The sequence below is a fragment of the Nocardia australiensis genome (assembly GCF_020733705.1).
Lineage (GTDB): Bacteria > Actinomycetota > Actinomycetes > Mycobacteriales > Mycobacteriaceae > Nocardia > Nocardia australiensis.
Window position 1 is genome coordinate 39,364 of sequence record NZ_JAJFZM010000016.1, and the last position, 15,301, is coordinate 54,664.

12 protein-coding genes are annotated in these 15,301 nt (G+C 67.1%); 9 read left to right on the forward strand and 3 right to left on the reverse strand.

Annotated features, from left to right (window positions below):
• The first annotated feature begins 5 nt into the window (after positions 1–5).
• The 9 genes from LKE06_RS27510 (at position 6) to proB (ending at position 12,534) form a co-directional block, all read left to right on the forward strand.
• Positions 6–2,684 carry a valine--tRNA ligase gene (locus tag LKE06_RS27510; protein WP_228002252.1) on the forward strand — a complete coding sequence of 893 codons (2,679 nt, stop codon included), beginning with the start codon at positions 6–8 and terminating at the stop codon, positions 2,682–2,684.
• On the forward strand, positions 2,681–4,147 hold the full coding sequence (gene folC / locus LKE06_RS27515; RefSeq protein ID WP_443678139.1) for a bifunctional tetrahydrofolate synthase/dihydrofolate synthase: 1,467 nt from the start codon (positions 2,681–2,683) through the stop codon (positions 4,145–4,147). The genes LKE06_RS27510 and folC overlap by 4 nt, the downstream gene beginning before the upstream one ends.
• Before the next feature lie 31 nt (positions 4,148–4,178).
• Positions 4,179–4,616, forward strand: coding sequence for a DUF4233 domain-containing protein (locus LKE06_RS27520; protein WP_228002253.1), 438 nt, complete (start codon positions 4,179–4,181; stop codon positions 4,614–4,616).
• A 52-nt stretch (positions 4,617–4,668) separates the two neighbouring features.
• On the forward strand, positions 4,669–5,085 hold the full coding sequence (gene ndk / locus LKE06_RS27525) for a nucleoside-diphosphate kinase (protein ID WP_228002254.1): 417 nt from the start codon (positions 4,669–4,671) through the stop codon (positions 5,083–5,085).
• 431 nt (positions 5,086–5,516) lie between these two features.
• A complete protein-coding gene (locus LKE06_RS27530) occupies positions 5,517–8,663 on the forward strand; it encodes a translation initiation factor IF-2 N-terminal domain-containing protein (RefSeq protein WP_228002255.1) in 3,147 nt (1,048 codons plus the stop codon).
• 328 nt (positions 8,664–8,991) lie between these two features.
• On the forward strand, positions 8,992–9,303 hold the full coding sequence (gene rplU, locus LKE06_RS27535; RefSeq protein ID WP_228002256.1) for a 50S ribosomal protein L21: 312 nt from the start codon (positions 8,992–8,994) through the stop codon (positions 9,301–9,303).
• A 38-nt stretch (positions 9,304–9,341) separates the two neighbouring features.
• Positions 9,342–9,608: a 50S ribosomal protein L27 gene (rpmA, locus tag LKE06_RS27540; protein ID WP_228002257.1), complete on the forward strand. Its 267-nt coding sequence runs from the start codon at positions 9,342–9,344 to the stop codon at positions 9,606–9,608.
• A gap of 120 nt (positions 9,609–9,728) precedes the next feature.
• Positions 9,729–11,201 carry a GTPase ObgE gene (obgE, locus tag LKE06_RS27545; RefSeq protein ID WP_228002258.1) on the forward strand — a complete coding sequence of 491 codons (1,473 nt, stop codon included), beginning with the start codon at positions 9,729–9,731 and terminating at the stop codon, positions 11,199–11,201.
• A gap of 217 nt (positions 11,202–11,418) precedes the next feature.
• Positions 11,419–12,534 carry a glutamate 5-kinase gene (gene proB / locus LKE06_RS27550; protein WP_228002259.1) on the forward strand — a complete coding sequence of 372 codons (1,116 nt, stop codon included), beginning with the start codon at positions 11,419–11,421 and terminating at the stop codon, positions 12,532–12,534.
• Positions 12,535–12,903: 369 nt separating this feature from the next.
• Here the strand turns inward: proB and LKE06_RS27555 are convergent, their stop codons facing one another.
• From LKE06_RS27555 to LKE06_RS27565, 3 genes are all read right to left on the reverse strand, one after another.
• The gene (locus tag LKE06_RS27555) at positions 12,904–13,905 is read right to left on the reverse strand and encodes a hypothetical protein (RefSeq protein WP_228002260.1); all 1,002 of its coding nucleotides are present in this window, start codon (positions 13,903–13,905) and stop codon (positions 12,904–12,906) included.
• Positions 13,902–14,276: a hypothetical protein gene (locus LKE06_RS27560; protein ID WP_228002261.1), complete on the reverse strand. Its 375-nt coding sequence runs from the start codon at positions 14,274–14,276 to the stop codon at positions 13,902–13,904. The genes LKE06_RS27555 and LKE06_RS27560 overlap by 4 nt, the downstream gene beginning before the upstream one ends.
• 84 nt (positions 14,277–14,360) lie before the next feature.
• On the reverse strand, positions 14,361–15,074 hold the full coding sequence (locus tag LKE06_RS27565; protein WP_228002262.1) for an ESX secretion-associated protein EspG: 714 nt from the start codon (positions 15,072–15,074) through the stop codon (positions 14,361–14,363).
• Positions 15,075–15,301 lie beyond the last annotated feature (227 nt).

The following is a 15,301-nucleotide window of genomic DNA, read 5'->3' on the forward strand; positions in this document are numbered from 1 at the left end:
GTCGGGTGACCAGCGCAGCCTCTGACAACTCGCGTAATCGTGCCGATGCCCTCCCCAAGAGCTGGAACCCCAGCGAGGTGGAGGCCGAGATGTACGAGCGCTGGGTAGCCGCCGGTTATTTCATCGCCGACGCCGAAAGCGACAAGCCCGGTTACTCGATCGTGCTGCCGCCGCCGAATGTCACCGGCAGCCTGCACATGGGCCACGCTCTCGACCACACCCTGATGGACACGCTGTCGCGCCGCAAGCGCATGCAGGGTTACGAAGTGCTGTGGCTACCCGGCATGGACCACGCGGGGATCGCCACGCAGAACATTGTGGAAAAGCAGCTCGCGGTGGACGGCAAGACCAAGGAAGACTTCGGCCGCGAACTGTTCATCGAAAAGGTGTGGGACTGGAAGCGTGAATCCGGCGGCGCCATCCAGTGGCAGATGCGCGCGCTCGGCGACGGCGTCGACTGGAGCCGCGACCGCTTCACCATGGACGAGGGCCTGTCACGGGCCGTGCAGACCATCTTCAAGCGCCTCTACGACGCGGGCCTGATCTACCGCGCCGAGCGACTGGTGAACTGGTCGCCGGAACTACGCACCGCCATCTCCGATATCGAGGTCAAGCACGAGGACGTGGAAGGCGAGCTGGTCTCGCTGCGCTACGGCTCCCTCGACGACAACGAGCCGCACGTCATCGTGGCCACCACTCGGGTGGAGACCATGCTCGGCGATACGGCCGTCGCGGTGCACCCCGACGATCCGCGCTACCAGGCGCTGATCGGCACCACGCTCTACCACCCGATCACCGGGCGGCAGATCCCGATCATCGCCGACGATTACGTCGATCCCGAATTCGGTTCCGGTGCGGTGAAGATCACCCCCGCGCACGACCCGAACGACTTCGAGATGGGCCTGCGCCACAACCTGCCGATGCCGACCATCATGGACGAGCGCGGCCGGATCAGCGATACCGGTACCGAATTCGATGGCATCGACCGGTTCGAGGCGCGGGTCAAGGTGCGCGAGCGGTTGGCGGCCGAGGGCCGTATCGCCGCCGAGAAGCGTCCTTATCTGCACAGCGTCGGGCATTCCGAGCGCAGCGGCGAGGCGATCGAGCCGCGGCTGTCGATGCAGTGGTGGGTCAAGGTGGAGTCACTGGCCAAGGCCGCGGGCGACGCGGTCCGCAACGGCGACACTGTGATTCATCCGCCCAGCCAAGAGCCACGCTGGTTCGACTGGGTCGACAATATGCACGACTGGACCATTTCACGGCAGCTGTGGTGGGGTCACCGCATCCCGATCTGGTACGGCCCCGAGGGCGAGGTGGTGTGCGTCGGCCCGGACGAGGTCGCGCCCGAGGGCTGGGTACAGGACCCCGACGTGCTCGACACCTGGTTCTCCTCGGGACTGTGGCCGTTCTCCACCATGGGCTGGCCGAATTCCACCGAGGAGCTCCAGAAGTTCTATCCGACAAGCGTTCTCGTCACCGGCTACGACATCCTGTTCTTCTGGGTGGCCCGGATGATGATGTTCGGTACCTTCGTCGCCGACGATCCGGTGCTCACCGCGGGCAAGAACGGCGCCACCCAGGTTCCGTTCAAGGATGTTTTCCTGCACGGGCTGATTCGTGATCAGTTCGGCAAGAAGATGTCGAAGTCGCGCGGTAACGGCATCGATCCGCTGGAGTGGATCAGGGACTACGGTGCGGACGCGTTGCGCTTCACCCTGGCACGCGGCGCCCAGCCCGGCGGCGACCTGTCGGTCGGCCAGGCGCACGCGCTCGCGTCGCGCAGTTTCGTCACAAAACTGTTCAACGCCACCAAGTTCGCGCTGATGAACGGCGCGCACACCGGCGCGCTGCCCGCTCGCGGTGACCTCACCGACGCCGACCGGTGGATCATCGATCGACTCGAAGAGGTTCGCGCCGAGGTTGATTCGGCGTTCGACGGCTACGAGTTCGGCAAGGCGTGTGAGGCGCTGTATCACTTCGCGTGGGACGAATTGTGTGACTGGTACCTCGAGCTGGCCAAGGTGCAGTTCGCCGCCGAGGGTTCGCGCGCCGAGGCGACCGCGCTGGTGCTCGGCAATGTCCTGGATGCTGTGCTGCGGCTGCTGCACCCGGTGATCCCGTTCGTCACCGAATCACTGTGGCAGGCATTGACCGATGGCGAGTCGGTCGTCGTCGCCGCGTGGCCGCAGGCAACCGGCGTGCCCGCTGACGCGGTTTCGGCGCAACGCATTTCGGACGCACAGCGCTTGATCACCGAGATTCGCCGGTTCCGCAGCGACCAGGGCCTGGCCGATAAGCAGAAGGTCGCGGCCAAGCTGATCGGCCTCGACGCCGCCGGGCTCACCGAGCAGCACGCCTCGGTCGCCAATCTGGCCCGGCTGACCGGGCCCGGTGACGGCTTCGCGGTGACCGCGTCCGTCGAGGTCCGGTTGAGCGGCGCCACTGTGACCGTGGAACTGGACACCTCCGGCGCCGTCGACCTGGACGTCGAACGCCGCCGCTTCGAAAAGGACCTGGCCGCGGCCGAGAAGGAATTGGCTGCCACCACCGTCAAACTCGGAAACGAGGCGTTCCTCGCCAAGGCACCCGAGGCGGTGGTCGACAAAATCAAGGACCGCCGCGATGTCGCCGAGACGGAAGTCGCACGCATCAGCGCCCGGCTCGCGGAATTGAGCGGCAAGTGAACACCGAACCGGAACCGCAGTACGACGACGAGGGCTCGCCCACCTCGGGTGGGCGGCTCGGCGCCGGGCCGTCGCCGGTCGATCTAGCCGAAATGGCGCTGGTCGAGGCGGAACTCGATCGACGCTGGCCCGAAACCAAGATCGAGCCGTCGCTGACCCGCATCGCTACCCTGATGGATCTGCTCGGCTCGCCGCAGCAGAACTATCCGGCGATCCATATCGCGGGCACCAACGGTAAGACCTCGGTGACCAGGATGATCGACGCGCTGCTCACCGCGCTGCATCGCCGAACCGGCCGGATAACCAGCCCGCACCTGCAACTGGCTACCGAGCGGATCAGCATCGACAACAAGCCGATCACCCCCGCGCAATACGTGGAGACCTTCCGCGAACTGGTGCCCTATATCGAGATGATCGATAAACAGTCCGCCGCGGCCGATGGCCCGGACATGAGCAAGTTCGAGGTGCTCACCGGCATGGCCTTCGCCGCCTTCGCCGAGGCGCCCATCGACGTGGCGGTCGTCGAGACCGGCATGGGCGGCAGCTGGGACGCGACCAATGTCATCGACGGGCAGGTCGCGGTGATCACGCCGATCGGCCTCGACCACACCGACTACCTCGGTACCGACCTCACCGCCATCGCGGGGGAGAAGGCCGGAATCATCAAGCGTGCGCCCGAGAGCGTCGTACCGCGCGATACCGTCGCGGTGATCGCCGAACAGGAACCCGAGGCGATGGAGGTGCTGCTGCGTCGCGCCGTCGAGGTCGATGCCGCGGTCGCGCGGGCGGGTTCGGAGTTCCGGGTACTGGCCAGGCAGATCGCTGTCGGCGGCCAGCAGCTCGAATTGCAGGGCCTCGGTGGGGTTTACGACGAGATTTTCCTGCCGCTGCACGGCGAACACCAGGCCCGCAATGCCGCGCTCGCGCTCGCCGCGGTCGAGGCGTTCTTCGGCGCGGGCGCGCAGCGTCAACTCGACATCGAGGCGATTCGCGCCGGTTTCGCGAGCGTCACCAGCCCGGGCAGGCTCGAGCGCATGCGCAGCGCGCCGACGATCTTTATCGACGCCGCACACAATCCGGCCGGTGCCAAGGCGCTGGCGGCGACGCTGACCGCCGAATTCGACTTCCGCAAATTGGTCGGTGTCGTCGGGGTGCTCGGTGACAAGGACGCGGCGGGCATGCTGGAGGCGCTCGAACCGGTCTTCGATGAGATCGTCGTAACCACCAACGGCTCCCCGCGAGCCATGGATGTCGACACCCTCGCGAACCTCGCGGTACAACGCTTCGGTGACGAGCGCGTGGTCACCGCCGAGGCACTGCCCGACGCACTCGAAACGGCCATCGCGCTGGCCGAAGAGGTCGGCGACGCGGGCGAAATGGTATCCGGCGCCGGTATCGTGGTGACCGGTTCGGTAGTCACGGCGGGCGCGGCCCGCGCGCTGTTCGGAAAGGACCCGGCATGACGACCCGCGCGCGCCGGAATCAGGAGACACGATGAGTGCAACCGACGGCGCTGCCGAGCCCGAGCCGACCGACGCCGACAAGACTGTCGCGCCGCCCGCCACCGATCCGTGGAAGGGGTTGCGCGGTGTCATGGCGGGCACCCTGATTCTCGAGGCGATCACCGTGCTGCTCGCGCTGCCGGTCGTGGCCGCGGTCGGTGGCGGTGTCACGTGGGCCTCGGGGAGTTATCTGGTGATCCTGGCGCTGGTGATGATTCTCGGTGCCGGCTTCCAGCGCCGCCCATGGGCGGTCCCGTTCAACCTCGCCCTACAGGTGCTGCTCATCCTCGGCGTCTTCGTGCACCTCGCCATCGGCATCATGGGGATCCTGTTCGCCGTGGTGTGGGGCTTCATCCTGGTCCTGCGTTACGACGTCAAACGACGCATGGAACTCGGATTGCTCCCGAGCCAGCGCACCCAGCGTTCGTAGCGGATCCGGCGCTGATTACCGGGTACCGTAGGCGGCCAGTAGGCTGTGCGCCGTGACTGAGCAGACGTTGGTACTCATCAAGCCGGACGGCGTGGCCCGTGGCCTGGTCGGCGAGGTGCTGGCCCGGATCGAGCGCAAGGGGCTGAAGATCGCCGCCCTGGAGCTGAAGCAGGTATCTGAGGAAGTGGCCCGTGGCCACTACGCCGAGCACGCCGAGAAGCCGTTCTTCGGTTCTTTGATCGAGTTCATCACCTCCGGCCCGGTCGTCGCGGCCATTCTGGAGGGCCCACGCGCCATTGCGGCATTCCGGCAGATCGCCGGCGGCACCGATCCGGTCGAGAAGGCCGTCCCCGGCAGCATTCGCGGCGATTTCGCGCTGGAGACCCAGGAGAACCTGGTGCACGGCTCCGACTCGCCGGAATCCGCCAAGCGCGAGATTGCTCTCTGGTTCCCCGAATTCCCGGCCTGATACCCAGCCTCGACGCCGTGTAGGTGTGCGGGAGTCGTGCGCCGATGGCGAACCGTTGGCGGACGGTGTGGGATACTGGCACTGGTTGCCACCGATAGCGACCGTTCGCGCTGGTACGCGGGCGGACGGTGACGGAGGCGACCGGATGACACCGCGGTTCGATGCCGATCATCGCTGCCACGGACAAACAACCCGTTATCGGTGGTGTGAGTCCGCGTCGGCACGCTGGATGAGCGCTGGTCCGTGGAGTTCAGCCAACAGCCAGGCGCCGCGTGACCAGTTAGCCCGACGAACAACCAGGTGGTAACCGGACACGCGGGGCGAGACCACACGACCTCGCGTCAACCGCGTGAGGCGAACGATTAGTGCCCCCGCGTCGGCCGCGTCAATTCTGCCAGGAGGGACGCGCCCGGGGGTCCCGAGGAGACTTCGTGGCCGAAAAAGAGCCGCTGGAAACAACATCACAGGATGCCGAACAATTGCCGGAGCGAATCCGAGTTCACGCGCTTGCCAAACTGCTGGGAGTGACGAGTAAGCGCATCCTGGCCAAACTCACCGAGTTGGGTGCCGACGCGCGCAGTGCGCAGTCGAATGTCGACAGAGTGGTGGCGGAGTCGGTTCGCGACGCGCTTGTCGAGCCTGACGTCACCGCCACTTCGGAGGCTTCCGCTTCCGCAGCCGAGGCCCCCGCCGCCGAACCGGAGCCGCCCGCCGCGGTGTCCGAGACTCCGGCGGCAGCTATCGGGTCAGAAACTCCCGCGACGGAGTCGGCGCAGGCCCGGCAGCCCGGGCTGCTGTTCTCGGCACCCGATCAGGTGATCGACCAGCTCGGCCAGGAGACCTCGCAGGCCGAACCCGCCCACCAGCCCTCGGTGCAGCTGTTCACGCATCTGGACCGGGAGGAACCGCAGGTTGCGGCGCCCGTGGTGTTCGAGGGGGCCGCAGCGGTTCAGGCGCCGCTGTTCCTGTCGCCGGACGCCGCCGCGGCCGAGCAGGCTCGGCGCCAGCGTCGCGTCGAGCGTGACGCCCGTCGTGCCGAAGAACCTCCGGCCGAGGTGGTCGAGGAGCAGACCGAGACCGCCGAGGACGAACAGGACTCATCCGACCAGCAGGGTGATGCCGATGGTCAGCCGCGTCGCAGGCGCCGTGGTCGTCGTGGGCGCGGTCGTGGACGTGGCGAACAGCACGCGGACGGCGATTCCGACGACGAGAACGACACTATCGACGCCGAGGGTGGCACCGAGGACGCACAGCCTGCCCAGGCAGCCGCCGCCGCTGAGCCCGACGGCACCGCCGATGACAGCGCCGAGTCCGACGAGGACGACGCCGATCTGTCGGAGGGCACGACGCGTCGCCGCCGTCGCCGTCGTCGCCGCAAGGTGGCGGGGGATGGCGCCGAGAGCGAGGCCGGCTCCGAGGACGATCCGCCGAACACCGTCGTGCACGAGCGTGAACCCCGCAACAAGAGCCGCAACCGTGCCGCCGCATCCGATGAGGTGCAGGGCATCAGCGGCTCCACCCGGCTGGAGGCCAAGCGGCAGCGCAGGCGCGACGGGCGTGAGGCCGGTCGCCGTCGCCCGCCGATCCTGACCGAGTCGGAGTTCCTGGCCCGCCGTGAGGCGGTCGACCGGGTGATGGTGGTGCGCGAGAAGGCGTTCCCGGACTATCCGACCGCGACGCAGGTGGCGGTGCTCGAGGACAACATCCTCGTCGAACACTTCGTCACCAGTACCGGTTCCGCGTCGATGGTCGGAAACGTCTACCTCGGTCGCGTGCAGAACGTGCTGCCGAGCATGGAGGCGGCGTTCGTCGATATCGGCCGTGGTCGCAACGGTGTGCTCTACGCCGGTGAAGTGAACTGGGAGGCCGCCGGGCTCGGTGGCAAGGAACGCAAGATCGAGCAGGCGCTCAAGCCGGGCGATCAGGTGCTCGTTCAGGTCAGCAAGGATCCGGTCGGACACAAGGGTGCCCGGCTGACCACGCAGATCAGCCTGGCCGGTCGTTTCCTGGTGTATGTGCCGGGTGGTTCGTCCACCGGCATCAGCCGCAAGCTGCCCGATACCGAACGCAAGCGCCTCAAGGAGATCTTGCGTGACATCGTGCCCGCCGACGCGGGCGTGATCATCCGCACCGCGTCGGAGGGGGTCGACGAAGACGAGCTGGCCCGCGACGTCGAGCGACTGCAGGCCACCTGGCGCACCATCGAGAAGGCCGCCGAGGGCAAGGATTCCGGCTCGCCGAAGACGCTCTACGAAGAGCCCGATCTGCTGGTGAAGGTCATCCGTGACCTGTTCAACGAGGACTTCTCGAAGCTCGTCATCGAGGGCGAGCGCTCCTGGAGCACCGTCGAGAAGTACATCGGCACCGTCGCGCCGGACCTGCTAGCGCGGGTGTCGCGACACGAGAACAACGGCGTCGACGTGTTCGAGACCTACCGCATCGACGAGCAGCTCGCCAAGGCGCTCGATCGCAAGGTGTGGCTGCCCTCGGGCGGCACCCTGGTGATCGACCGCACCGAGGCCATGACGGTTGTCGACGTCAACACCGGCAAGTTCACCGGTGCCGGCGGCAGCAACCTCGAGGAGACGGTCACCCGCAACAATCTGGAGGCGGCCGAGGAGATCGTGCGCCAGATGCGGTTGCGCGATATCGGCGGCATGATCGTGGTCGACTTCATCGACATGGTGCTGGAGTCCAATCGCGACCTGGTGCTGCGTCGGCTGACCGAGGCGCTCGGCCGCGACCGCACCCGTCATCAGGTCTCCGAGGTGACCTCGCTCGGTCTGGTGCAGATGACCCGCAAGAAGCTGGGCACCGGCCTGGTCGAGGCATTCTCGACCACGTGTGAGCATTGCCACGGCCGCGGCATCCTGGTGCACACCTACCCGGTGGAAGCCTCCGCCGGTGTCGAGGACGGCGCCGCGAAGAATCGGGAGGTCGGTTCGCGTCGTCGTCGAGGTCGCGACAAGAGCCCCGTGTCCACGCCCGCCCCGACCAGCGGTGCCGCACCAGTGGCCGAGGCCGCTGAGGAGGATGCCGCCGTCAAGCGGGCGCACCCGGCCGCGTTGGCGATGGCCGCACACCACGGTGACGTCGAGTCGGTCACCGAGGAGGCCACCGAGCAGGTGGTGGCGGTCGAGACCGAAGTTGTTGTGGCGGTCGAGGAAACGGCTACCGCTGCCGCGGACGCGCCTTCGGCGGCTTCGCAGCCGGCCCCGGTCACCCCGGACGTCGTTGCGGCTGCGGAAACCGCCGCTCCGGCTGCGAATGGCACCACACCGGCTGCCACCACGCAAGCCTCCGCCGAGGTCGTCGCGCCAGCGGTCGCGGAATCGGCAGGAAACGGTGTACCCGAGCCCGCCACCCGTCCGAGTCGCCGTCGGCGGGTCGCGCGCTCTGCCGCGGCACCCGCCGCCGACAGTGCCGGTGCGGTATTCGTCGTGCCGACCACGGATCAGGCGGTGACGGCGCCGGTCGTGGACTACACGGCCGATGCCCCGGTCGAGGTGCCGGTGCGCAAGCCGCGTCGTCGCGCTGTCGGCAGGCCCGCCGGACCGCCGGTGGACGAGCCGAACTGATCGGTTCCAGCCGAGCCGACAGAGCCGAGACCCCCGTCATCATGGTGACGGGGGTCTTGCCTTTCCGGTGCTGGAGGCTATTCGGAGGATGCCGGTTTGGACCGGGTGGTCGGCGTCGGGTAATCTCGAACAGTCGCTGCCCGGCGACAGCACTCTAATGTGCTGTGTTTGCGACTCGGCCCCGAAGCCGAGGGCCATCAGATTTGCTGAGGCGGCGGTGACTATCAGACCAGATGTGCTGTGGTTTCCAGCGGAGTGATCCGAATGGGAGCACGCAGCCGCGTGAGCAAGTAGCCGCGCGCTTTACAGGAAGAAGGGCAGCCGACCGATGGCAACGTACGCGATCGTCAAGACCGGCGGAAAGCAGTACAAGGTCGCGGTCGGTGACCTGGTGAAGGTCGAGAAGATCGAGGGTGCGCCGGGTACTTCCGTCGCGCTGGCCCCGGTTCTCGTCGTCGATGGCGCCGAGCTGACCACCGATGCGGCCAAGCTGGCCAAGGTTTCCGTGGCGGCCGAGGTCGTTGAGCAGACCAAGGGCCCGAAGATCCGCATCCACAAGTTCAAGAACAAGACCGGCTACCACAAGCGGCAGGGCCACCGTCAGCCGCTGACGGTCATCAAGGTCACCGGCATCAAGTAAGCCTCCTCGATTTCGAGTTACTTCACAGGAGTTCAGAAATGGCACATAAGAAGGGTGCGTCCAGCTCCCGTAACGGTCGCGATTCGAACGCCCAGCGACTCGGCGTCAAGCGTTTCGGCGGCCAGGTCGTCTCGGCCGGTGAGATCCTGGTTCGCCAGCGCGGCACCCACTTCCACCCCGGCGTGCTCGTCGGCCGTGGCGGCGATGACACCCTGTTCGCCCTCGCGGCGGGCAAGGTCGAGTTCGGCACCAAGCGTGGCCGTAAGACCGTCAACATCGTCATCCCGGAGCCGGTTCAGGCCTGACCGCCGAGCCTCTCCAGACAACAGCCGAGCGGGTCAGGGTGATACACCCTGGCCCGTTTTCGCGTTCTCGTACGACCGCGTCGGCACCGACAACCAACCACCGAGGAGGATGATTCGGCTATGTCCAAATTCATCGACCGTGTCGTATTGCACGTGCATGCGGGCAAGGGTGGTCACGGTTGTGCCTCCGTGCGCCGCGAGAAGTTCATGCCGCTCGGTGGACCCGACGGCGGTAACGGTGGTCGCGGCGGGGATGTGGTGCTCGAGGTCGACCCGAACGTGCACACCCTGCTGGACTTCCATTTCCATCCGCACGCTAAAGCGGGCAACGGCAAGCCGGGCGAGGGCAGCAATCGGGACGGTAAGCAGGGCGAGGATCTGCTGTTGAAGGTGCCCGACGGCACCGTGGTGCTCGATGGCGAGGGCAAGGTGCTCATCGACCTCGTCGGCGCCGGTAACCGCTTCATCGTGGCCCGTGGTGGTCGCGGTGGTCTGGGTAACGCCGCGCTCGCGTCCAAGGCACGCAAGGCACCCGGCTTCGCACTTCTGGGTGAGGAGGGCGACGAGGGTGACCTGGTCCTCGAGCTCAAATCGCTCGCCGACGTGGGACTCGTCGGGTTCCCGTCGGCGGGCAAATCGTCGCTGGTGTCGGTGCTGTCGGCGGCCAAGCCGAAAATCGCCGACTATCCGTTCACCACGCTGGTGCCCAACCTCGGTGTGGTGGCCAGCGGTGACACCACGTTCGTGATCGCCGATGTGCCCGGGCTGATCCCAGGTGCAAGCGAGGGGCGTGGGCTCGGGCTGGAATTTTTGCGTCATCTCGAACGGTGCGCGGTGCTGGCACACGTTGTCGACTGCGCCACCTTGGAGCCGGGACGTGATCCGGTGTCGGATGTCGATGCGCTCGAGGCCGAGTTGGCTGCCTACAAATCGCTGCTCAATACCGATACCGGGCTCGGTGACCTGGCCGATCGGCCGCGCGTGGTGATCCTGAACAAGGTCGACGTGCCCGATGCGGCCGAACTGGCCGAGATGGTGACCGACGAGTTCACCGCTCGCGGCTGGCCGGTGTTCGAGATTTCGGCGGTGAGCCGGGCGGGCTTGCGGCCCTTGACTTTCGCCCTCGCCGATATGGTGCTGAAGTATCGCGAGGCGCATCCGAAGGCGGCGCCGGCGCGTCCGGTTATCCGGCCGATCGCGGTGGACCGGACCGGGTTCACCGTCGTCGCCGATCCGGAGGAGCCGGGTGGCTTCATCGTGCGCGGCCCCCAGCCGGAGCGGTGGGTGCGCCAGACCCAGTTCGACAACGACGAAGCGGTGGGCTATCTGGCCGACCGGCTTGCCCGCCTCGGCGTGGAGGACGCGCTGGTGAAGCAGGGCGCCGAGCCGGGAGCACCGGTCACCATCGGCGATGTGACATTCGAGTGGGAGCCGCAGATTTCGGCGGGCATCGATAGGGTGCCCACCGGTCGCGGCACAGATATTCGGTTGGAACAGAACGACCGGATCAGTGCCGCCGAGCGTAAGCATGCGTCGCGGGTGCGCCGTGGTCTGTTGAAAGAGGACGAGGACGAGGACGAGGACGAGGAATGAGCACCGGCACGGCCACCTCGGTTCGGCGGATGCCGGAATTCGATGGTGTCCGTCTGGTTCGCTGGGTTGACCGGGTGACGCCGCGGTCCGGCGTTGGTCGCGGCGATGATGGGATGTGGCCACGACCGGCACGGGCCGTTTCGCAGCTCACGGTGAGTTCTATTGCGGTACAGGGAGTTCGGTTGCGATGCAGGTGAGTTCTGGTATAGCTGAGGCGATGTCGCAGTCGGGGCTCAGTGACGCCCGGTTGGCGATCGCGTCGGCGCGCAGCGTGGTGGTGAAGATCGGGTCGTCGGCATTGACGAGTCTGAAGGGCGGGTTGGACACCGTACGCCTGGATCGCCTCGCGGACGCGGTGGAGGCGCGAATGCGCGCGGGATCGGATGTGGTGGTGGTGTCCTCCGGTGCGATCGGCGCCGGAATCGCTCCGCTCGGGTTGACCAAACGTCCTCGTGATCTGGCCACCAAGCAGGCCGCCGCGAGCGTCGGTCAGCTGGCGCTCGCACACGCGTGGGGCACCTCTTTCACGCGCTACGGCCGGACGGTCGGGCAGGTGCTGCTCAGCGCCGACGACTTCTCCCGTCGGGAACATCACCGCAATGCCCAGCGCACGCTGGACCGTTTGCGTTCGCTCGGCGCGGTCGCGGTGGTGAACGAAAACGACACTGTCGCAACCGAAGAGATCCGATTCGGCGACAACGATCGGCTCGCCGCACTGGTCGCCCACCTGGTCGGCGCGGACGCACTGATCTTGCTGTCGGATGTCGAAGGTCTTTACGACGGTGATCCACGCAAAGGTGCCGCGAGCTTTATCCCCGAGGTGCGCAGTAGCGCCGACCTCGACGGTGTCATCGCGGGCAGCGGCGGGGCGCTCGGCACCGGTGGTATGGCCTCCAAGCTGTCGGCCGCCCGCCTGGCCGCCGATGCGGGTGTCCCCGTCCTGCTCGCCGCCGCCACCGAGGCCGCCGAGGCGCTCACCACCGGCACGGTCGGCACCGCCTTCGCCGCGCGACCGGTACGCCTATCGGCCCGCAAATTCTGGGTCCGGCACGCCGCCGACAGCCGTGGCGCGGTCCTCATCGATGAGGGTGCCGTTCAAGCCGTCGCCCACCGCCGCCGCTCGCTGCTTGCCGCCGGAGTTATCGGTGTGCGCGGCCGCTTCCACGGCGGCGACGTAGTCGACCTGGTGGCACCTGACAATCGCGTGGTCGCCCGTGGTGTAGTCGAATACGACAGCACTGAACTCACCGGCATACTCGGATGCTCCACTGCCGATCTTCCGGACACCATGCAGCGGCCCGTAATCCACGCCGACGACCTGGTGAAGGTGTAGCTGTGTTTTTTGGCCGCTGGTGCGGCGTGTTCGCGGCCCCCTATGGCTCGCGTCCGAGGGGCAAATACTTGCTCCTTCGTCGCATCGTATTTGCCCCTCGGACGCGAGCCGGCCGCGAACTTTAGTGCTCGATCTCGCTACGCTCGAAAACTGTTGTCGTGGCGAGTGGGCGCGTTATGGGGGACGTGTGGCACCTGGGGTTTGGTGGTCTGGTCGGTCTGGGTTGGCTCGGAAGCTGGTGTCGTGGCGAGTGGGTTTGTGCGGCACCGACCGTTTCTGTACCCAGTTGAGGGGCGACGATCGCGGGTAATGAGCTTGTCTGGGCGCCGGGTTTCTTGTCGGTGGGACCGGTGCGCGTGGGTCAGGGCCCTACTTATTTGGGGTGGGGATGACGCCGGGCTGGTTGGTGGTCGAAGGGGGTTGCTGGTCTTGGTTTTCCGGGATGGGGCCGGTGATGCCGGGCTGTCCGCCGGGGTCTGAGAGGGACGGGGCGGGCTCGGGGTGGGGTTGTGGGGCGGGTGCCGGGGGCGCGGGTGCGGGCGGTGGGGGCGGGGTTTCGGGTGCCGGTGGTGGTGGTGCCTGTTGGGGCGGCGGCGCGGGAGTGGGAGTCGGAACAGGTTGGGGGGCTTGTGATTCCGGATTCGACGGCACCGGCGGTGTGGTGTCCGGCGCCGACTCGGGGGCGGGGTTGGCTGGCACGCCCGGCTGGGGAGTGGGGTTGCCCGGCGTGGTCGGCCGCTGATCCGATTGCGGCGCAGGCGGATCGGTGTATTCCGGCGTACTCTGACGCGGCTGATGTCCGGGCTCGAGCGGCTGCGGATGCGGTTCGTTGGGCAGTGCGGGCGGCTCGGGGAGGGCGGGAACGCCGGTGCCCGCCGCTCCGTAGGCGGGTTTGTAGATCATGTTCATGGCGAGCACGGCTTCCTGGCGCAGCGCTTCCTCGGCCATTTGCGCGTCGATGATGCCGCCCGCCTCCAGCAGCTTCGCTACGGCACCGATCGGGCCGGAACTGCCGGGCGGCGCCACCGCGATCTTGACCGCCTCGGCGGCAGCGGCGACCCCGCTGAGGCGCGCGCCGACCTGCCCTATGATCGCGGTGAGTTCGTCAACGGACGCGGCATAGCTGCGGGCGCTCGCGTACGCGGCATCGGCTGTGGCGCCCACCCATTCCATGGAATTCAGTACCCGGTCCGAGCCGGCCAGCGTCAGCGGGAACGAGGTGGCCAGCGTGCTCGCGACCTCCAGCCAGACGACCGACGCGTTCAGGATTTGCGCGGCGTCGATTTGCTGGGTTTTGGCATAGATCTCTTCGTGCCGCATCGACTCGAAGTGCTCCATCGAGCTGATGTAGTCGGGGTCGGTACCTGTCATCGCGGCACCCTCGTTTCGATGGCACGCAGGGCGGCGGCGTTAGCGGAGTCGGCCTCCTGCAACAGCCCGCCACTGATCAGAAACGCCTCTTTCATGCGGTAGGCGGCCTCGATGTAGTGATCGAGTAGGGCGGCGGCGTCGCGAGCCTTGTGCCCGAATCCGGCCTGGATCTGCTGTGCGGAGACGAATCCGCCGAATCCGCCCGTCTCGGACGCGGCCTCGAGGCGCTGTCGCAGATCGATCAGCTGGTCAGCCTGACGGTCGTACATCTCGGCACAGCGCCGGGCCGCGGCCGGGTCGAACTTGACGGTGCCTGCCTGCGCCTGTTGTTTGAACCGGGCGATATCGGCTCGGCTGGTCTCGATCGTCACGCGCACCCCCTGAGATCGGTCGGTCCGACCCAGACTAACCGGAACCCGCGTACCCGGTCAGTAGTGGTTGCTCACAGTCGATCCTCACCCGCCCGATACCGGAATGCGTTTCTGTAGTTGGCCGGCGAGCTGTTCGGCCGACGCGGGCACGATGTGCACGGTGTCACCAGCCTTGATCAAATAACGCCCGTCGCCCTGCACATCGATCCAGGTGTAGTGGATCGGCGCAGGCGGGTCCGGCCGGTCCAGCCGTGGCTCGATTCGAATGTGTCCGTCGGCAGTGTGCGGTTTCAGCAGCAGCCTGCGGATCGGCGGTGCGGTGGGTTGGGGCGCGACCACGGTCTCCTGGTCGCGGATCGCGTCAGCGGGCGCCGCCCGCGCCGGTTCCCTCCCGGCTGGTGTGTTGGGCAAGAGCGCGGCTATCCGGGCGCCGAGCTTGTTGCTGTGCCCGATGGACAGCCGCACCCGGCCGCCGAACTCCGGGCTGGTGCCCGGCTCCTGCATGGCGAGTACCGCACGGTCGAAGATCGCGCCGGCCAGCAGCCTGATCTCGCTACCGGGCGTATGCGTGCCGCCGATCGCGACGATCCGGGTGTGCGGTTGCGCGAGGATGCGCAGGCACGCCGACAGGTCCGGGTCGCCACCCGGTGGTAGCCGTTCGTTCAGCCCGATGCGCAATGTGCTGGCCTCGTGCTCGGTGCGCGGTGTTTCCAGGATTTGGATGGGATATGGATGGCGATCTACCTGGGTTTCGCGCCAAACATGCGCGAACTCGTCCGGGGTGAAGGTCCAACCCATGCCGAATCACATCCTCACCGAACCCACCGAAACTCCCAGGAGTTTAGCGGCGAGTAGGGGGCTACGCCGAATGGCGCGGCACGCGGTGATCAACTCATGATCCTGCATGCCCGCAGGATTGCGGGCTAACGTCAGCATGAAATGTCGGATATATCCAGACAGGTGCCTTCGGTTTTTTGAGATGCCGTGCGCTGGAGCAGCTTGCTCCGATCGGGTGATCATGGGTG

Coding starts and splice junctions, on each gene's coding strand:
- LKE06_RS27555 (WP_228002260.1), bottom strand. CDS start 13,905: ATGACAGGTACCGACCCCGACTACATCAGCTCGATGGAGCACTTCGAG.
- obgE (WP_228002258.1), top strand. CDS start 9,729: ATGTCCAAATTCATCGACCGTGTCGTATTGCACGTGCATGCGGGCAAG.
- LKE06_RS27565 (WP_228002262.1), bottom strand. CDS start 15,074: ATGGGTTGGACCTTCACCCCGGACGAGTTCGCGCATGTTTGGCGCGAA.
- rplU (WP_228002256.1), top strand. CDS start 8,992: ATGGCAACGTACGCGATCGTCAAGACCGGCGGAAAGCAGTACAAGGTC.
- proB (WP_228002259.1), top strand. CDS start 11,419: ATGTCGCAGTCGGGGCTCAGTGACGCCCGGTTGGCGATCGCGTCGGCG.
- rpmA (WP_228002257.1), top strand. CDS start 9,342: ATGGCACATAAGAAGGGTGCGTCCAGCTCCCGTAACGGTCGCGATTCG.
- LKE06_RS27520 (WP_228002253.1), top strand. CDS start 4,179: ATGAGTGCAACCGACGGCGCTGCCGAGCCCGAGCCGACCGACGCCGAC.